This is a genomic window from Pseudomonas sp. MF6394 (assembly GCF_002018845.1).
In the GTDB taxonomy this organism is placed as follows: domain Bacteria; phylum Pseudomonadota; class Gammaproteobacteria; order Pseudomonadales; family Pseudomonadaceae; genus Aquipseudomonas; species Aquipseudomonas lactis.
In genome coordinates, this window is record NZ_MVOJ01000022.1 from 108700 (window position 1) to 125569 (window position 16870).

Consider the following 16870-nt stretch of genomic DNA (forward strand, 5'->3'; position numbering starts at 1 on the left):
CACCGCTATCGCAGGCAAGCCAGCTCCCACATTGGATCTCCATTGTTTGTGCGATACCAGCAACTCATGAATTCTAAGCGGAGCAGTTATGGTTGATCGGCACGACTACGTGGCCCTCGAATGGGTCAAGGGCGATATTGCCGAAACCCTGAAGCAGGCCCGGTCGGCCCTGGACGCGTACGTTGAAACCCATGACGACGACGCCCTCAACGAATGCCTGGCCGGTATCCACCAGGTGCATGGCGCGCTGCAAATGGTCGAGTTCTACGGCGCGGCGCTGTTGGCCGAAGAGATCGAGGAACTGGCCCTGGCGCTCCAGGCCGGGCACGTCGGCCAGCGCGATGAAAGTATCCGCCTGCTGCAACAAGCCCTCGGCCAACTGCCGCTGTACCTCGACCGCGTGCACAGTGCCCGCCGCGACTTGCCGCTGGTGGTGCTGCCGCTGCTCAACGACTTGCGCAGTGCCCGTGGTGAAAGCCTGCTATCGGAAACCAGCCTGTTCAGCCCGCAACTACTATTGATCGAGCCGTTGCCTGAGCAAGCCCTGGCCCAACGGGCAACGCCGGATCTGCATGAGCAGTTGCGCCAATGGCGCCACCTGCTGCAACAAGCCCTTGCCGGGTTGCTGCGTGAAGACCACGGCCCCAGCAACCTGGAAGACATGGCCCGGGTGTTCGCACGCCTCGAAGCGCTGTGCCAGGGCGCGCCGCTGTTGCCGTTGTGGCAGGTCACCTCGGCGCTGGTCGAAGGCATGCTCACCGGCGTGGTCGCCAACAGCCCGGCGTTGCGCAGCCTGCTCAAGGCCAGCGATAAACAGCTCAAGCGCTTGCTGGTTCAAGGCGTCAATGGCATCAACCAGCCGGCGCCGGATGAGTTGCTCAAGAGCCTGCTGTTCTACGTCGCCAAAGTCACCCGGCCGACGCCGCGCATGCAAAGCCTGAAGGAGCGCTACGGCTTGGACGAAGCCTTGCCCGACAGCGCCGTGGTCGATGCTGAACGTGCGCGGCTGGCTGGGCCGGATCGCAATGCCATGGGTTCGGTACTCGGGGCGTTGTGTGAGGAGCTGGTGCGGGTTAAGGAACGCCTGGATCTGTTCGTGCGCAGTGATCGCCAGCACACCCAGGACCTCGACCCCTTGCTGGCGCCGTTACGCCAGATCGCCGATACCCTCGCGGTGCTGGGTTTCGGCCAGCCGCGCAAAGTGATCATCGACCAACTCGCCGTGGTGTTGAGCCTGGTCCAGGGGCAGCGCGAACCCAATGACGCGGTGTTAATGGATGTGGCCGGCGCGTTGCTGTATGTCGAAGCGACGTTGGCCGGGATGATCGGCACCGTCGAACCGCAAAGCCGTGAAGACAGCCGCTTGCCCACCACCGACCTGACCCAGATTCACCAGCTGGTGATTCGCGAGTCGTGCCAGTGCCTGCGCCAAGCCAAGGAGCTGGTGATCGACTGCATCGAGGCCGACTGGGACCGTCAGCGCCTGGAGTCCTTGCCCGAGCTGTTGAGCCAGGTACGCGGTGCCCTGGCGATGATTCCTTTGCCGCGCGCGGCGAGTTTGATGCGCGGTTGCACCGACTACGTCGATGAGCAGTTGATGGTCAATGACGCCGCGCCTTCGGCGGCACAGCTGGGGCATTTCGCCGAGGTGGTCAGCAGCCTGGAGTACTACCTCGAACGCATGCTTCAAGACCCTGACGCGGCGGGCGAAAAAGTGCTGGAACTGGCCACCCAGGGCTTGAATGCACTGGGCTACCTGCCGGCGGAAAAACCCTGGCGCCAGGCCCTGGCCGCGCCCGAGGGGGCACTGTCCGAGGCCGCACCCAGCCAGTCCCAATTCGATGCGCTGGCCAGCCCCACATCACGTCTCAACCCTCCGGCCTTGCAGCGTCCCGGCAGCTTGTTGCCGCCGCCGGCCGGTGAAGAACCGATTGACGATGAACTGCGCGAAGTCTTCCTGGAAGAAACCGATGAAGTCCTCGACGTGCTGCATCGCTACCTGCCCGACAGCGCGGACAAAACCGCCCAGGGCGAAATGCGCCGCGCCTTCCATACCCTCAAGGGCAGCGGCCGCATGGTGCGCGCCCTGGTGCTGGCCGAGCTGGCCTGGGCCGTGGAGAACCTGCTTAATCGCGTCCTGGAACGCAGCGTAGCCCTCGGCCCTGAGGTGCAGCAGGTATTGGATGAGGCCGTGGCCCTGCTGCCGGAGCTGATCGCCGATTTTGCCAGCGACGACCAACGCCAGCGCGATGAGGTCGATGCCTTGGCCGCCCGAGCCCATGCCCTGGCCAGTGGCGCCGTCACGTCGGCCACCGAGCCCCATGACCCGATGCTGCTGGAGATCTTCCGCAACGAAGCCCAAGGCCATCTGGACAGCCTCGAGTACTTCCTGCAACAGGCCGCCGAGCAGATGCCGCTGCAGGTCAGCGATGAACTGCAACGCGCCTTGCACACCCTCAAGGGCAGCGCCTACATGGCCGGCGTATTGCCCATCGCCGAACTGGCGCGCCCGCTGGATCACCTCACCCGTGAGTACAAGGCCCACCGCCTGCCGCTGGGCAAGGACGAAGTGGCGTTGCTACTTGAAGCACAAGGTCTGTTCCAGCGCGGCCTGCGAGACCTGAACACCCATCCCCTGGCGCCGATCAACGGCGCCGCCGACCTGATCAGCCGCACCCAACGCCTGCTGGACCATCAACTCGCCGCCTTGCTCGACGCGCCCACGACCGGCCTGCGCGTCAAGCGTGACCCGCACTTGATCACCAACTTTCTGGCCCAGGGCATGGACATCCTGCTCGACGCCGAAAGCCTGCTGCGTCGCTGGCAGCAACACCCCGGCGACCGTCAGGAACTCACGGCGTTGCTGGACGAGCTGACCACCCTGGGCGAGGGCGCGCACCTTGCCGACCTGCACCCTATCGACGCGTTGTGCGAAGCCTTGCTCGACCTCTATGGCGCGGTGGAAGAAAGCAGCCTGGCGGTCAGCGCCCGCTTCTTCCAGGAGGCCGAACAGGCCCACGACGCGCTGATCAATATGCTCGACCAGTTGGCCGCCGGCCAGGAAATCAGCCCCGCGCCCGCACGGCTGCAGGCATTGCGCGAGTTGCTCGATGAAGCACTGGACCCGTCCGCCACGGGCCTGATCAAAAGCGACGGCAGCCGCGCCCTGAGTATTTCCGAGTTGGGCGCGGCCACTGCGCAGCTGGATCACGCAACGGCGATGGACGACGAAATTGTCGAGATCTTCCTTGAAGAGGCCGTAGACATCCTCGACAGCGCCGGCCAGTCGCTCAAGCGCTGGCTGCTGGAACCCGAAAACGCCGCGCCCTTGTCCTCGTTGCAGCGGGACCTGCACACCCTCAAGGGCGGTGCGCGCATGGCCGAAATCGACCCCGTGGGCGACTTGGCCTACGAGCTCGAATGCGTTTATGAGGGGCTGGTGGACCGCCGCTACAGCTATTCCGTGGAGCTGTCCCAGGCACTGATGGCCAGCCATGAGCGCTTGGCCCAACAGTTGGACGAGTTGCAACAGCAGCAACCCTTGAGTGACGGCGCCGAACTGGTCGAAAGGCTACGGGAATTGCGCCAGGCCAGCAGCCCGGCAGCGCCGGCCGCTGTGACGCCAGCCTCGGGTGCCGACCCGGAATTGCTGGATATCTTCCTCGAAGAAGCCGCCGATATCCTCGACAGTTCAGGCAGCGCGTTAGTGCGCTGGCAGGCCGAGCCGGGCAATCGCCAGGAAGTGGAAACCCTGCTGCGTGACCTGCACACCCTCAAAGGCGGCGCACGCATGGTCGAGATCGGGCCAATCGGCGATCTGGCCCATGAGCTGGAATTTCTCTACGAAGGACTGTCCGCCGGTTTGCTCGCGCCGACCCCTGAGTTGTTCGCTCTGCTGCAAGGCTGCCATGACCGCCTGGCGCAAATGATCGACGCCGTGGCCGAGGGGTTGCCGGTGGGCTCGGTGGATAAACTGATCGAGCGCATCAAGAGCCTGGTGCACCCCAGTGATGAGCCGGTTACACCCGTGGCACTGCCGGCGGGCAAGGCCGAAGCGGTCGCCGATCCGGCTGCCGACATGGTGAAAATCTCTGCTGACTTGCTCGATGACCTGGTCAACCTCGCCGGTGAAACCTCGATCTTCCGTGGGCGTATCGAGCAGCAAGTCAAGGATGCGCGCATTGCCTTGAATGAGATGGAAACCACCATCGAGCGCATGCGCGACCAACTGCGCCGGCTCGACAGCGAAACCCAGGGCCGCCTCCTGAGCCGCCAGCAAGCCGAGGCCGAACGCCTGGGCTACGAAGAATTCGACCCGCTGGAAATGGACCGCCATTCGCAGCTGCAACAGCTGGCCCGTGCGCTGTCCGAATCCGCCTCCGACCTGCTCGACCTCAAGGACACCCTCGAGCGCCGCAACCAGGATGCCCACAACCTGCTGCAGCAACAGGCGCGCATCAACACCGAATTGCAGGAAGGCCTGATGCGCACGCGCATGGTGCCTTTCGAGCGCATGTTGCCACGCCTCAAGCGCATCGTGCGGCAAGTGGCGGGCGAATTAGGCAAAGACGTGGAGTTCATCGTCGGCAATGCCGAAGGCGAGATGGACCGCAATGTGCTGGAGCGCATGGCGGCACCCTTGGAGCATATGCTGCGCAACGCCGTCGACCACGGCCTGGAGTCGCGCGAAGTGCGGCTGGCGGCGGGCAAACCGGAGAAGGGACGCATCACCCTGGACCTGACCCACGAAGGCGGCGACATCGTCTTCGACATGCGCGACGACGGCGCGGGTGTGCCCCTTGAAGCGGTGCGGCGCAAGGCAATCAAGCGCGGCTTGCTCGCGCCCCATCAAGAGATGAGCGACCGTGACGTGTTGCAGTTCATCCTGCAGCCGGGCTTTTCCACCGCCGAAAAAATCACCCAGATTTCCGGGCGCGGCGTGGGCATGGACGTGGTGCATGAGGAAGTGCGCCAGCTCGGCGGCTCCATGGTGATCGACTCGACGCCGGGCATGGGCGTGCATTTTCGCATTCGCCTGCCGTTTACCGTGTCGGTCAATCGTGCGTTGATGGTGCACTGCGCGGACGACCAATACGCGATCCCTCTCAACACCATCGAAGGCCTGGTGCGCGTGCTGCCCCACGAATTGGCCGGGCATTACCAGCAAGACCCGCCGCACTATGAATACGCCGGCCAGCGCTACGAGTTGTTCTACTTAGGCGACCTGCTGCACACCGCCAGCCGCCCGAAACTGCTGGGCCAATACCAGCCGGTGCCGGTGCTGCTGGTGCACTGCAATGAGCGCCGCGTGGCGGTGCATGTGGATGCCATGGCCGGTACCCGCGAGATTGTGGTCAAGGGCCTGGGGCCGCAGTTCTCCGGGGTGCAGGGCGTGACCGGCGCGACCATCCTGGGCGACGGCCATGTGGTGCTGATCATCGACCTGCTGGCGCACATCCGCGCCCGGCAACCGGCCTTGCCGGCCCAGGCGGTGGATGCGCCGCTGATCCTCAACGACCCGCTGAAAAAACGCCCGCTGCTGGTACTGGTGGTGGACGACTCGGTCACCGTACGCAAAGTCACCAGCCGCCTGCTGGAGCGCAACGGCATGAACGTGCTCACCGCCAAGGACGGGATCGACGCCCTTGCCATCCTGGAAGAACACACCCCGGACTTGATGCTGCTCGACATCGAAATGCCGCGCATGGACGGCTTCGAAGTAGCCATTCAGATACGCAACGACCCACGCCTGATGCGCTTGCCGATCATCATGATCACCTCACGCACCGGCCAGAAACACCGCGACCGCGCCATGGCCATTGGCGTCAACGACTACCTCGGCAAGCCGTACCAAGAGTCGGTGCTGCTGGAAAGCATTGCCTACTGGAGCAAGTCCCATGCTTGAGCACCGCACCAGCCAACTCACCGGCCTGCTGCTGCCCCTGGCCGACCGCCACCTGGTGCTGCCCAACGTTGCCGTGGCCGAGCTGATCGACTTCCAGCGCGGCGAACCGGCCAGCGACGCGCCGCCGTGGTACTTGCGGCAGGTTACGTGGCGCGATCGGCAGATTCCGTTGATCAGCTTTGAAGCGGCCTGCGGAGAAGCCAGCATGACGGGTGAACGCTCACGCATCGTGGTGTTGAATGCACTGGGCGGGCGACCGACGTTGAAATTCATTGCCCTGGTGATCCAGGGCATTCCGCGCTCGTACAAGCTCGATAGCGAATTGAGCTACGTGGACGTGCCCCTGTGCCCGCTGGAACTGGCGGCGGTGCAAGTGGGCGAGCAGGTGGCGAAGGTGCCGGATTTGATGGGGCTTGAAGCGTTGTTGGTGGAGTCCGGCCTGGCCTGATCCTGAGCCCTATGAAGATCTACTGTGGGAGCTGGCTTGCCTGCGATAGCGGCCTGTCAGTCAACATCTCAGTAGCTGACCTACCGCTATCGCAGGCAAGCCAGCTCCCACGCTGAGCAGCGCTCATCTTCATGTCTCAATCAATCCACGCAGAGCTTGCAAATAATCGGCGATATGTCGGAATAGGGTGGAGTTGCTGTAGGCGAGTTCTGAATTGGGAATAGGCGGGTTTTCAGGTCGCAGTGGAGTGGCTAGTTTCTGCACTCCTCACTGCCAGCAAGGACTCGCAAATGGCCGTACCGTTAATGCCGCCCGGTGTTTCAATTCTTGAAAACATGGCGATATCCAACTGCAAGCGCATTCATCTCAAGCCCGGCTCGGCATTCGCCTATTCCTGGTTTTACTCCCAGGTCCGTGCGGCCGGCCCTTGGAACTACAAGAAGCAGGGGCGTCAGTACGAAGCTTTTGGTAACTTCAATTACGGTGCCACAGGCACGGTGCTGGGCATTCCCGAAAATGTGTTGCTGCGAGCCGCCGGTGTGGCTCAAACCGTCGCCAGAACGACTCGTCCGGATTTTGGATCATGGTGGGGCGGTGAGCCTTTTGGTGACGACCCACGGGATCAATATTGGATAAGAAGAGGTATCGAATATGCCATTTCGCAAGGCCACTAAGCGCCTCATACCTGTTCTGCGTAATTGCCTGCTTGTGATCTGCCTGCTCTATATCGGCGGCAGTTGGGTCCTGTCGCCCGGAACACCGGACCTGGATGAAGTGGTGTTGAAGCATTCCCTGGGCAACGGTATGTCGATCTATGGTGCGCGAGATGGCCAAGGTGGCGCGACGGTGGGGTTTTCCTACAGGTACTACGTGCATAAGGATTTGGGAAGTGATCAGGAAATACTCAGCGCATTAGTGTCTGCACCTCCTTTTCTCAAAACAAAAGAGCCGGATGTTCAAGTCAATAATGAGGGGGGTGCCCTGCATCTGGTTATTCAGGGAGAAGTGTATGAGTACCACAGTTATGCGCTGGAGGGCCTGGGGAAGGTCAGGGTGATGATGGTGTTGTGAGGAGCTAGCGTTCAGATTTTTCCTGCAAGATGTCGGGCTGTGCATGAACTTGTTGTGATTGATCATCGCGCCTAGTCTTCGCTCCGTCATCGCAAAAAACGGTGACACGGACGTGCAAGTCCGGTTACATGTCGGCGCACCAACGCCCATAGCCATTCGACGGGCGTTTTTTATGCCTGCTGTACTCGTTATGGCGGCTGTGCGTGGGAGATTCTTCGGAGTCTGCCGGGGTCCGATATGCCCGGTCTTGCACACCTGCGTACAGCTGCCACCTTCATTCGCGTGCAAGCGGAGAGAGGGCAGCCTCCATCACATATCGGAGCTGTAAATCATGGTCAAACCTACGCCCAATCCACCGCTCTTCACCGTAAACCCCCACCAAGACACCGAAACCCTGCTGGTCAATGCCAGCGAAACCCTGTCCTCGCTCAATGCGCTCACCTGCAACCTGGCCTTCGACTTGGACACTTCCCAGCGCGCCATCATGCTGGGAATTCAGCAAATGGCCGAGCTGGGTCAGTTGTTGGTCGATAGAGCGCTGGAGCAAATCAGCCCATCGCCAGCAACTTGAAACGGTCCCAAAAAGGGACTGATCATTCCCTCTTTGGGACCGCTATCTAACCAACACCACCGACCCATGTGGGAGCTGGCTTGCCTGCGGCCATAGGTATCTACACAACTTTGTGGGTTGTAACAGCAGACGGTAACCACGATGCGAAGCGAGTCGCTCTTGATCTGCTTTTGATCTTAGGCGCCCCGTTAAACCACGCTGGCCGGAATTCGACAGGGATTTGGGGGGTAAACCGGCAGGGATGCCGGTTTAGCCGCCCCGCGCCATGGATGGCGCGTGGCGGCGGCCCCCCAAATCACTGGCGGATTACGGGTACACCGAGCCTAGGCGAGGTGCCGAGTGGTGGGGCAAGAGCCCTTTTGGTTACTTTTGGGGCTCTTTTCCAAAAGTGACCCGCTGTCAGAGCGGAACCCTAAGTCGCCGTTACCGCAGCAATGGATATGTACACGGTCCAACTGTGTCGCCTGTCAGGCCGCCTTCGCGAGCAAGCCCGCTCCCACAGTTGGATTGCGGTGCGTCAGATAGATCAGCGCCGGCTGTCAGGCTGTCACGGGAGCAAGCTCCCTCGCCACAGGTTCAGCGTCGCACCAAAATTGTGTAGATACCTATGCTGCGATGGCGGTAGGTCAGCTACTGAGATGTTGACTGACAGTCCGCCATCGCAGGCAAGCCAGCTCCCACATCAAGCTTTATGTGCTACGGCCGATAAGCAGGAATCAGTTTTAGGGATGGAGTGATGTGGGCGTGATGGAATTTCTTGGCGCAGTAGGCAACAGTTTTTCATTTCTCTACAACATGGTTACCGGCGCTTTGATCTTATGGGTCCTGACAGTGACCGCAACAGCGTCCGCAGTCAGGTCATTGGCTGAGGGGCGTGGTGCGCTATGGGGGGCCATGATTTCCACTGTAGGTGCAGTGATTATCCTACTGCTTATCCAGTTGATCGGTGTTCCCGAAGACACAATTAACGTTTTAAACAACTTCATCATCATGACCCTTGGAGGGCTGGGGTCCGGTCTGCTGGCTGTTGCACTCGTGGCGGAGCCGAATGCGGTCGAGGCGTTGAAGTTCAAACGGGCGTTGTTCAACATTCTTGATTACGCCTTTGTCTGGTTGGGGCTGTCCTCTCTGTCCATGATTTTTCTTTTCCTTATTTCGAAGCTCTCTGGCCGCATAGTGGCAACTGATCATGCGCTTGGAATCATGCTTATTACCTTCTTGTTCACCTTTTTGAGCATTGTGCTGCTTGAGTGCCGTAACAAATTCGCTAAATGGGGAGAGTCGGTCGGACTGGGTCTATTTCTCATACTTGTTGTGCTGTTGGTGCTCTATGTAGGGACGCTTGCCTCGGTATGGTCCAAGGCACCGGGTTGGATACTGACGTTAAATAGTCTGGTGGCTTGCTCGATATTGAGCACATCGCTGTATTACCGCAGGCGTGGCGCTGCACCGTTACTCCAGCCGTAACGATCCAGCACCAAGCTTGATTGATGCCTCTCCACATTCGCTCCTAAGGTACAGCCCACGACAGCAAACCCCGTGGAGCGACCATGACAACAACCATCACCCCCGACTCGCGCTGGACGCGGCGGCGCGACGAGAAGCAGCGGCGGCTCGGGCTGGTCAAAAAATACGCAGACGGGGCGGTGTTGCCCAGTGACAAGATCGTCGAGGCCCTTGAAGCCTTGATCCTCCCCGGCGACCGCGTGGTGCTGGAGGGCAACAACCAGAAGCAGGCCGATTTCCTCTCGCGCTCCCTGGCCAAGGCCGACCCGGCCAAGCTCCACGATTTGCACATGATCATGCCCAGCGTCGGCCGTGCCGAGCACCTGGACCTGTTTGAAAAGGGCATCGCCCGCAAGCTGGATTTCTCTTTCGCCGGCACCCAATCCCTGCGCATCAGCCAGTTGCTGGAAGACGGCCTGCTGGAAATCGGCGCGATCCACACCTACATCGAACTCTACGCACGGCTGGTGGTGGACTTGATCCCCAACGTGGTGCTCTCTGCCGGCTTCATGGCTGACCGCGCCGGCAACATCTACACCGGCGCCAGCACCGAAGACACCCCGGCGTTGATCGAGCCTGCTGCCTTCAGCGATGGCATCGTCATTGTGCAGGTCAACCAGTTGGTGGATGACGTCACCGACTTGCCCCGTGTCGACATCCCCGCAAGCTGGGTGGATTTCGTAGTGGTGGCCGACAAGCCGTTCTACATCGAACCGCTGTTCACCCGCGACCCACGCCATATCAAGCCGGTGCATGTGCTGATGGCGATGATGGCGATCCGTGGCATCTACGAAAAACACAATGTGCAGTCGCTCAACCATGGCATCGGCTTCAACACCGCCGCCATCGAATTGATCCTGCCCACCTACGGCGAATCCCTGGGTCTGAAAGGCAAGATCTGCCGCAACTGGACCCTCAACCCGCACCCCACATTGATCCCGGCGATTGAAAGCGGTTGGGTGGAGAGTGTGCATTGCTTCGGCACCGAACTGGGCATGGAAAACTACATCGCCGCTCGCCCGGATGTGTTCTTCACCGGCCGCGATGGTTCGATGCGCTCCAACCGCATGTTCTGTCAACTCGCCGGCCAGTACGCCGTGGACCTGTTTATCGGCGCCACCCTGCAAGTGGATGGCGACGGGCATTCCAGCACCGTGACCCGTGGCCGCCTCGCCGGTTTTGGTGGCGCGCCGAACATGGGCCACGACCCACGCGGCCGCCGCCATGGCACCCCAGCCTGGTTGGATATGCGCCACGACGATGCGCCAGAAGCCCTGCTTGAACGCGGCAAAAAACTGGTGGTGCAGATGGTCGAGACCTTCCAGGAGGGCGGCAAACCGACCTTTGTCGACACCCTGGACGCGGTGGAAGTGGCGCGCAAAAGCGGCATGCCCCTGGCACCGATCATGATCTACGGTGACGACGTCACCCATTTGCTCACCGAAGAAGGCATCGCCTACCTGTACAAGGCGCGCTCCCTGGAAGAACGCCAGGCGATGATCGCCGCCGTCGCCGGGGTGACCGCCATCGGCATGCGCCACAACCCCAAGGACACTGCGCGCATGCGTCGCGAAGGCTTGATTGCCTTGCCCGAAGACTTGGGTATTCGCCGCACCGACGCCACCCGCGAGTTGTTGGCCGCCAAGAGCGTAGCCGACCTGGTGGACTGGTCCGGTGGCCTGTACAACCCGCCCGCCAAGTTCAGGAGCTGGTAAATGCGCGCGCTCAAACTGCATGAACTCAGCCTCGCCGATCGCCTCGCGGATATGGCCGTCGATGCGCTGATCGATGAAGCCGACCTGTCGCCCAAGCCTGCGCTGGTGGACCGGCGTGGCAATGGTGCCCACAGCGATTTGCACCTGGGGCTGATGCACGCTTCGGCGCTGTCACTGTGGCCGATGTTCAAGGAAATGGCCGAGGCTGCGCTCGACATCGGCGAAGTCGGCCTGCCGTTGCGCGAAGCGCTCGGGCGTATTGGCCGGGAAGGCGAGCAGGCCATGCTCGCCACCACCCAGGGCGTGAACACCCATCGCGGTGCGATCTGGGCGCTGGGGTTGCTCACCGCTGCGGCGGCCTTGGAACCCCGTGCCGTAACCCTGACCGCCGCCAAACTGGCCCTGCTCAACGACCGTTACGCACCGCAGCCCATGAGCCATGGCGCCCAGGTTGCCCAGCGTTATGGTGCACGCGGTGCCCGTGAAGAAGCGCAGCTCGGCTTCCCCTCGGTAATCCAACGCGGCCTGCCGCAGCTGCACAAAAGCCGCCGCGAAAATGCCGGTGAACAGAACGCCCGTCTGGATGCCTTGCTGGCGATCATGACGGACTTGGCAGACACCTGCGTACTCTACCGCGCCGGTACCCAAGGCTTGGCCGCCATGCAACAGGGCGCCCAGGCCGTGCTCGACGCCGGTGGCAGCGCAACCCTCGCGGGGCGCCGCCAATTGCATGAGCTGGACCTGCAACTGCTGGCCTTGAATGCCTCCCCCGGTGGCGCCGCCGACCTGTTGGCCGCCTGCCTGTTTATCGACCGCCTCGACGGAGCGTTGTGATGGAAACCTTGTCCTTTGAATTCCCCGCCGGGCAGCCCCCCAAAGGCCGTGCGCTGGTGGGTTGCGTCGGCTCGGGCGACCTGGAAGTGCTGCTGGAGCCGGGCACGCCCGGCACCCTGACCATTCAGGTGCAAACCTCAGTCAATGGCGCGCAGCAACGCTGGCAGCACCTGTTCGAACGCATCTTCCAGGAGCAGACGCCGCCGGCCCTGAACATTGATATCCACGACTTCGGTGCCACGCCCGGCGTAGTGCGCTTGCGTTTGGAGCAAGGTTTCGAGGAGATCGGCCATGACTGACTTACTCGCCAAACACAGCTTTGTGGAGCTCGGTGCTCGGCAGCGCGCCAAGGCGCTGTTGGATGCGGGCACCTTCCGCGAGTTGATCGACCCGTTCCAGCGGGTCATGTCGCCGTGGCTCAGCCGCCAAGGCGTAGTGCCCCAAGCCGATGACGGTGTGGTCATCGCCAAGGGCAGCATCGGCGCCAAGCCTGTGGGGATTGCCGCGATTGAAGGCAACTTCCAGGGCGGCAGCCTGGGTGAAGTCGGCGGCGCAAAAATCGCGGGCGCCTTGGAACTGGCCGCCGAAGACAACCGCAACGGCATCCCCACCTGCGCGGTGCTACTGCTGGAAACGGGCGGCGTACGTTTGCAGGAAGCCAACCTCGGCTTGGCCGCCATTGCCGATATTCACGCGGCGATTGTCGACCTGCGCCAGTACCAGCCGGTGATCGGCGTGGTGGCCGGCAGTGTCGGTTGCTTTGGGGGCATGTCCATCGCGGCTGGCTTGTGCAGTTACCTGGTGGTCACTCGCGAAGCACGCCTGGGCTTGAATGGCCCGCAGGTGATCGAACAGGAGGCGGGCCTGGAGGAGTACGACTCCCGCGACCGGCCTTTTATCTGGAGCTTTACCGGTGGCGAGCAACGCTTCAACAGTGGCTTGGCCGACCGTTATGTGGCGGACGATGTGGCGCAGATCCAGCAGACCGTCAGCGCACTGTTGCAGCAAGGTGTGCCCGCACAACCTCGCAGCCGGCGCGCTGATTTCTACCTGGCGCGCCTGGCCGAACTGGACGCCACGGCGCAGATCGAGCCCGGCGCGGTTCGCGCGCTGTATCAGGGAGAACGCTCATGAGAGGCTTGCAGTGGTTCAACGCATTGAGCACCAACGCAACGCCCGTTGAGGGTTTGCCGGGCTCATTGAAAGTGGCGGACGGAGTATTGGGTGAACAGGCGGTGCGCTATATCGCCGTGGTTCCCGACCCGCATAACCGCTTCCCCCGTGCCCGTAATGGTGAAGTCGGCCTGCTGGAAGGCTGGGGCTTGGCCAAGGCGGTGGACGAAGCCATCGTCCGGGGTGACAAGCGGCCCATCATCGCTATCGTCGACGTACCCAGCCAAGCCTATGGCCGCCGCGAAGAAGCCCTGGGCATTCATCAGGCCCTGGCCGCCGCTGCTGACAGCTACGCTCGCGCCCGGCTTGCCGGTCACCCGGTGATCGCCCTGCTGGTGGGCAAGGCCATGTCCGGCGCGTTCCTGGCCCACGGCTACCAGGCCAATCGCCTGATCGCCCTGCGCGATCCTGGCGTGATGGTGCATGCCATGGGCAAAGCCTCGGCGGCACGGGTGACCTTGCGCAGCGTGGAAGAATTGGAAGCCCTGGCCGCCAGCGTGCCGCCGATGGCCTATGACATCGACAGCTATGCCAGCCTGGGTTTGCTGTGGGAGACGCTGACAGTCACCCAGATTGAACAACCCACGGCGGATGACGTGGCGCGGGTTCGCGATTGCCTGGTGCAGGCGGTCAAGGATATCGGCAGTACCGACTTGAGCTCACGCCTCGGCGCGACCAACCGGGCTGCCTCCAGCCACGTGCGCCAGCTGTTGCGGGAGCAATGGTGAACGCCCACGACTTGCTCTGGGGCATGACCCTGGCGCATCTGCCTGCCGATGCCCCGGCCTGGGCGCGGGATGCGATCCGTGCCGGGCATCCGGTGGTGGTGCGGCGCGCCATCGCCGAGCCGGGCCACGTGACGGTCGGTGTGCGTGGGCGTTTGCGTGAGCAGCGTTTTGCCGCCCAGTTGCCCATTGCGGCAGTGCAACGGCGGGTGGCGCCGCAAGCTTTGCGAGACGTGCCCTCACCAAGGGATTTACCGGCGCTGCGGGCCCTCGATCAACTGCGCCCGGTGCTGGCGCAGCAAGACTGGGGCGTCAGTGGCAGTGCCGGGTTTGAATTGGCCAGTGGCATTGAAGCGCTGCATGCCAACAGTGACCTGGATTTGATTCTGTGCACGCCCAATCCTTTGGCTCGTAGCGAGGCGCAAGCGTTGTTGGCAATCCTGGGCACCGCGCCCTGCGCCGTCGATCTGCAACTGCAAACCCCTTTCGGCGCCGTCGCCTTGCGCGAATGGGCCGGCCCCTCACGCCGTGTACTGCTCAAGACCGTCAGCGGTGCGCACCTTGTGCTCGACCCTTGGCAGGCCGTGGCATGAGCAGCCTTCTGGTGTTTCCGGGGCAGGGGGCCCAACGCAGCGGCATGCTCCAGGGGTTGCCGGCCGACATTGTGCAAGAGGCCAGTGATGCCCTGGGTGAAGACGTTCGTCTGCTCGACTCGGCGCAGGCGCTGGAATCGACGCGGGCTGTGCAACTGTGCCTGTTGATCGCCGGCGTGGCCCATGCCCGACGATTGGCGTGCACGCCGGATTATGTGGCGGGCCTGTCCATTGGCGCCTACCCAGCCGCGGTGATCGCCGGCTCCTTGGACTTCGCTGATGCGATAAAACTGGTCAGCCTGCGTGGCGAACTGATGCAGCAGGCTTATCCACAGGGCTATGGCATGACCGCGCTGATCGGCCCTGATCTGTCCAGCGTCGAGGCCTTGCTGGCGGATATCCACAGCCCACAAATGCCGGTGTACCTGGCCAATATCAATGCCGACAACCAGACCGTCATCGCCGGCAGCAACGAGGCGATGAAGCGGGTTGCCGAGCGCATCAAAGGCAACGGCGTCGCCAAGCGCCTGGCCGTCAGCGTGCCGTCCCATTGCCCGTTGCTGGAGCAACCCGCCCAGGCACTGTTGCAAGCCTTCGTCGCGCTCAAGGCGCCGCGTATCACCTACCTGAGCAGCACCCGCGCGCGACCTATCCACAACCCCGAACACCTGCGTGACGACCTGGCCTTCAATATGTGCCGCGTCGTCGATTGGCGCGGCACGGTGCAAAGCGCCTACGAGCGCGGTGTGCGCCTGCAAATCGAACTGCCTCCGGGTGCGGTGCTCACCGGTCTGTCACGCCGTGTTTTTGAACAAGGCACGGTGATCGCCTGCGAAGGCGCCCGCCTGGACACCTTGCAGGCTCTGCTGCAAGAGGAGGAACGCCGCCACCGATAACGCAATACCCAAGGCTTTCGAAGCACAAAAACAACAATTTCGAACGAGCACTTTGAGGACAACAACCATGATTATCTACGGTGTGGCTTTTTTGGCGTTCTGCACGTTGGCAGGGCTGTTTGTAGGTGAACTGCTGGGCAAGCTGCTGGGTATCCCGGCCAACGTCGGCGGGGTGGGTATCGCCATGCTGCTGTTGATCGGCCTGGGCAGCTACCTGAGCAAACGCGGCCTGTTTACTGGCAAGTCAGAGCAAGGCGTGAGTTTCTGGGCGGCGGTGTATATCCCGATTGTGGTGGCGATGGCTGCCCAGCAAAACGTGTATGGCGCCATCAGCGGTGGGCCGATGGCGATTCTGGCCGGGACCCTCGCCGTGGTGCTCGGCTTTGCCCTGGTGCCCGTGCTGGTGCGTATCGGTAACCGCGAGCCGGTTGCTCCTGTTCCCACCAAAGAAGCCGGGTGATCGCCATGTACGAATCGATGATGAAAGTGATCACCGGCTACGGCTTGATCAGTGGTTTTGCCGTGATCGGCCTGACCATGTGGGTGTCCTATTGGATCTCCGATACCTTCACCAAGGGCCGCCTGCATGGTTCGGCCATTGCCATTCTGCTGGGGTTGGCGCTGTCGTATGTGGGCGGTGCGTTTACCGGTGGTTCCAAGGGCGTGGTGGATATTCCGCTGTTGTCGGGCATCGGCCTGCTCGGTGGTGCGATGCTGCGGGACTTTGCCATTGTCGCCACGGCGTTTGGCGTGAGTGTCGATGAGCTCAAACGCGCGGGCTTCGTGGGTGTGTTGGCGCTGTTTGTCGGTGTGGGCTCGTCGTTCGTTGCCGGGGTAGGGGTGGCGATGGCGTTCGGGTACACCGATGCGGTGAGCCTCACCACCATCGGCGCCGGGGCCGTGACCTATATCGTCGGCCCGGTGACCGGCGCGGCGATTGGGGCCAGCTCCGAGGTGATGGCGCTGTCCATTGCCGCAGGGTTGATCAAGGCCATTCTGGTGATGGTGATGACGCCGTTCGTGGCGCCGCTGATCGGGCTGAACAATCCACGTAGCGCGGTGATCTTCGGTGGCTTGATGGGCACCTCCAGCGGCGTGGCGGGCGGCTTGGCGGCGACAGATCCGAAGCTGGTGCCTTATGGGTGTTTGACGGCGGCGTTCTATACGGCGCTGGGGTGCTTGCTGGGGCCGTCGTTGTTGTTTTTGCTGATGCGTGGGTTGGTGGGCTGACAGGTCGGGCCTCATCGCAGCATAGGTATCTACACAACTCTGTAGCGCTCAACGGTAACCACGATGCGAAGCGAGCCGCTCTTGATCTTGATCTTAGGCGCCCCGTCAAACCACGCTGGCCGGAATTCGACAGGGATTTGGGGGGTAAACCGGCAGGGATGCCGGTTTAGCCGCCCCGCGCCATGGATGGCGCGTGGCGGCGG

General features: G+C 62.3%; 15 protein-coding genes. All 15 read left to right on the forward strand.

The features are described 5' to 3' along the window. The first annotated feature begins 88 nt into the window (after positions 1 to 88). The 15 genes from MF6394_RS21385 to madM all read left to right on the forward strand — a co-directional run bounded on the left by MF6394_RS21385 (position 89) and on the right by madM (position 16667). Positions 89 to 5905 carry an Hpt domain-containing protein gene (locus MF6394_RS21385; RefSeq protein ID WP_078467480.1) on the forward strand — a complete coding sequence of 1939 codons (5817 nt, stop codon included), beginning with the start codon at positions 89 to 91 and terminating at the stop codon, positions 5903 to 5905. Then, positions 5898 to 6353 (forward strand): chemotaxis protein CheW, encoded by a 456-nt coding sequence (locus MF6394_RS21390; protein ID WP_003195048.1) that lies wholly within the window; start codon positions 5898 to 5900, stop codon positions 6351 to 6353. Before MF6394_RS21385 ends, MF6394_RS21390 begins: the two co-directional genes overlap by 8 nt. A gap of 290 nt (positions 6354 to 6643) precedes the next feature. Further along, the gene (locus MF6394_RS21395; RefSeq protein WP_044269533.1) at positions 6644 to 7027 is read left to right on the forward strand and encodes a polymorphic toxin type 44 domain-containing protein; all 384 of its coding nucleotides are present in this window, start codon (positions 6644 to 6646) and stop codon (positions 7025 to 7027) included. Beyond that, on the forward strand, positions 7005 to 7424 hold the full coding sequence (locus tag MF6394_RS21400; RefSeq protein WP_047711985.1) for a hypothetical protein: 420 nt from the start codon (positions 7005 to 7007) through the stop codon (positions 7422 to 7424). The genes MF6394_RS21395 and MF6394_RS21400 overlap by 23 nt, the downstream gene beginning before the upstream one ends. A gap of 331 nt (positions 7425 to 7755) precedes the next feature. Then, the gene (locus MF6394_RS21405) at positions 7756 to 7995 is read left to right on the forward strand and encodes a DUF6124 family protein (protein WP_003195043.1); all 240 of its coding nucleotides are present in this window, start codon (positions 7756 to 7758) and stop codon (positions 7993 to 7995) included. A 738-nt stretch (positions 7996 to 8733) separates the two neighbouring features. Then, positions 8734 to 9462: a hypothetical protein gene (locus MF6394_RS21415; protein WP_125970807.1), complete on the forward strand. Its 729-nt coding sequence runs from the start codon at positions 8734 to 8736 to the stop codon at positions 9460 to 9462. Positions 9463 to 9545: 83 nt separating this feature from the next. Then, a complete protein-coding gene (gene mdcA / locus MF6394_RS21420; RefSeq protein WP_057710252.1) occupies positions 9546 to 11216 on the forward strand; it encodes a malonate decarboxylase subunit alpha in 1671 nt (556 codons plus the stop codon). After that, positions 11217 to 12050, forward strand: a complete 834-nt coding sequence (locus tag MF6394_RS21425) for a triphosphoribosyl-dephospho-CoA synthase (protein WP_047711982.1) — start codon at positions 11217 to 11219, stop codon at positions 12048 to 12050. Further along, a complete protein-coding gene (locus MF6394_RS21430; RefSeq protein WP_014720312.1) occupies positions 12050 to 12349 on the forward strand; it encodes a malonate decarboxylase subunit delta in 300 nt (99 codons plus the stop codon). Before MF6394_RS21425 ends, MF6394_RS21430 begins: the two co-directional genes overlap by 1 nt. Next, entirely contained in the window at positions 12342 to 13184 is an 843-nt protein-coding gene (locus MF6394_RS21435) for a biotin-independent malonate decarboxylase subunit beta (RefSeq protein WP_078467481.1), read from the forward strand. Before MF6394_RS21430 ends, MF6394_RS21435 begins: the two co-directional genes overlap by 8 nt. Beyond that, positions 13181 to 13951 carry a biotin-independent malonate decarboxylase subunit gamma gene (gene mdcE / locus MF6394_RS21440; protein ID WP_044271904.1) on the forward strand — a complete coding sequence of 257 codons (771 nt, stop codon included), beginning with the start codon at positions 13181 to 13183 and terminating at the stop codon, positions 13949 to 13951. Before MF6394_RS21435 ends, mdcE begins: the two co-directional genes overlap by 4 nt. Continuing rightward, positions 13945 to 14541 (forward strand): malonate decarboxylase holo-ACP synthase, encoded by a 597-nt coding sequence (locus MF6394_RS21445; protein ID WP_078467482.1) that lies wholly within the window; start codon positions 13945 to 13947, stop codon positions 14539 to 14541. Before mdcE ends, MF6394_RS21445 begins: the two co-directional genes overlap by 7 nt. Further along, positions 14538 to 15437, forward strand: coding sequence for a malonate decarboxylase subunit epsilon (gene mdcH / locus MF6394_RS21450; RefSeq protein ID WP_078467483.1), 900 nt, complete (start codon positions 14538 to 14540; stop codon positions 15435 to 15437). Before MF6394_RS21445 ends, mdcH begins: the two co-directional genes overlap by 4 nt. A gap of 67 nt (positions 15438 to 15504) precedes the next feature. Continuing rightward, entirely contained in the window at positions 15505 to 15897 is a 393-nt protein-coding gene (gene madL / locus MF6394_RS21455) for a malonate transporter subunit MadL (RefSeq protein ID WP_032894763.1), read from the forward strand. A gap of 5 nt (positions 15898 to 15902) precedes the next feature. Beyond that, the gene (gene madM, locus MF6394_RS21460) at positions 15903 to 16667 is read left to right on the forward strand and encodes a malonate transporter subunit MadM (protein WP_032897715.1); all 765 of its coding nucleotides are present in this window, start codon (positions 15903 to 15905) and stop codon (positions 16665 to 16667) included. The last annotated feature ends 203 nt before the right edge of the window (positions 16668 to 16870 follow it).

What these genes read in the sequence shown, in the direction of transcription:
- MF6394_RS21385 (WP_078467480.1), top strand. Translation starts at nt 89, where the DNA reads ATGGTTGATCGGCACGACTACGTGGCCCTCGAATGGGTCAAGGGCGAT.
- MF6394_RS21390 (WP_003195048.1), top strand. Translation starts at nt 5,898, where the DNA reads ATGCTTGAGCACCGCACCAGCCAACTCACCGGCCTGCTGCTGCCCCTG.
- MF6394_RS21395 (WP_044269533.1), top strand. Translation starts at nt 6,644, where the DNA reads ATGGCCGTACCGTTAATGCCGCCCGGTGTTTCAATTCTTGAAAACATG.
- MF6394_RS21400 (WP_047711985.1), top strand. Translation starts at nt 7,005, where the DNA reads ATGCCATTTCGCAAGGCCACTAAGCGCCTCATACCTGTTCTGCGTAAT.
- MF6394_RS21405 (WP_003195043.1), top strand. Translation starts at nt 7,756, where the DNA reads ATGGTCAAACCTACGCCCAATCCACCGCTCTTCACCGTAAACCCCCAC.
- mdcA (WP_057710252.1), top strand. Translation starts at nt 9,546, where the DNA reads ATGACAACAACCATCACCCCCGACTCGCGCTGGACGCGGCGGCGCGAC.
- MF6394_RS21425 (WP_047711982.1), top strand. Translation starts at nt 11,217, where the DNA reads ATGCGCGCGCTCAAACTGCATGAACTCAGCCTCGCCGATCGCCTCGCG.
- MF6394_RS21430 (WP_014720312.1), top strand. Translation starts at nt 12,050, where the DNA reads ATGGAAACCTTGTCCTTTGAATTCCCCGCCGGGCAGCCCCCCAAAGGC.
- MF6394_RS21435 (WP_078467481.1), top strand. Translation starts at nt 12,342, where the DNA reads ATGACTGACTTACTCGCCAAACACAGCTTTGTGGAGCTCGGTGCTCGG.
- mdcE (WP_044271904.1), top strand. Translation starts at nt 13,181, where the DNA reads ATGAGAGGCTTGCAGTGGTTCAACGCATTGAGCACCAACGCAACGCCC.
- MF6394_RS21445 (WP_078467482.1), top strand. Translation starts at nt 13,945, where the DNA reads ATGGTGAACGCCCACGACTTGCTCTGGGGCATGACCCTGGCGCATCTG.
- mdcH (WP_078467483.1), top strand. Translation starts at nt 14,538, where the DNA reads ATGAGCAGCCTTCTGGTGTTTCCGGGGCAGGGGGCCCAACGCAGCGGC.
- madL (WP_032894763.1), top strand. Translation starts at nt 15,505, where the DNA reads ATGATTATCTACGGTGTGGCTTTTTTGGCGTTCTGCACGTTGGCAGGG.
- madM (WP_032897715.1), top strand. Translation starts at nt 15,903, where the DNA reads ATGTACGAATCGATGATGAAAGTGATCACCGGCTACGGCTTGATCAGT.